General features: G+C 54.9%; 2 protein-coding genes. One reads left to right on the top strand and one right to left on the bottom strand.

The annotated features are described in order from the left end of the window. Nucleotides 1-218, top strand: a 218-nt coding sequence (locus L691_RS33165; RefSeq protein ID WP_036738046.1) for a hypothetical protein, incomplete at its 5' end; no start/stop codon positions are given. 97 nt (nucleotides 219-315) lie between these two features. On the opposite strand, the gene L691_RS0124020 is transcribed toward L691_RS33165, so the two are convergent. After that, on the bottom strand, nucleotides 316-823 hold a 508-nt coding region (locus L691_RS0124020; protein ID WP_025692803.1), incomplete at its 5' end, for an NAD(P)/FAD-dependent oxidoreductase.

Raw genomic sequence — 823 nt, forward strand, 5'->3', positions numbered from 1 at the left:
ATGAATTTATCGCGCTGCTCCCGTTCAGCAAAGACCGGAAAGCGGACGCGGGGAGTCTGGCGGTTCCGATTCTTCTGCTTCCTTTTTCCATATTGTGCGCGGCGGTCGCCTCAGTGCCGCTGTACGGCTGGTGGGGGCTTGCGGTATTCATACCCGCCGGCGCGGTGATCGGCATTATGGCTGCCAGAGTGTTTACAGCCTTTCGCCTGGCCCGGTAAATACGCATAGAATTGAAAACCAGCGTGAATGCCGAGAGACTCTTTGTTCGCGCTGGTTTGGATTTACGGTAAATGCTGTTTCATTTTTCGTGCACCTTCAGGATTCCTGCTGCGCAGCATGCATTCCGGCCGTATACCCTGTTGAGAAAGCCGCGGTAATATTGTACCCGCCCGTATATCCGTGTATATCCAAAATTTCACCGCAGAAATACAGACCCGGCATCAGCTTGGATTGCATCGTCTTAGGGTCAATTTCCTTTAAATTAACTCCACCTCCTGTAACAAAGGCTTCCTCCAGCGGACGGGTGCCGTGAACAACAATCGGCATACGCTTTAACAGGGAAGCAAGCGCCGCCTGGGCGCTTTTGGAGAGATTGGGGCCCGTAAGGTCGCCGTCGATTCCCGCTTTGGACAGCAATCGCGGAATGAGCCGTTCCGGCAGCAGCCCTTTCAGCGCGTTGCGGATCGCCTTTTTCGGCTCCGCCTCCAGCTTGTCCCGAAGCTTCGCTTCCGTCTCATGGAGCCGCAAATCGGGGAACAGATCAATAGACATCTCCACGGATTCTTTCCCTGTCTTGCGCTGCACCTGCCGCAGAAACTGGCTG

This window comes from Paenibacillus zanthoxyli JH29 (assembly GCF_000520715.1).
GTDB lineage: Bacteria > Bacillota > Bacilli > Paenibacillales > Paenibacillaceae > Paenibacillus_AQ > Paenibacillus_AQ zanthoxyli.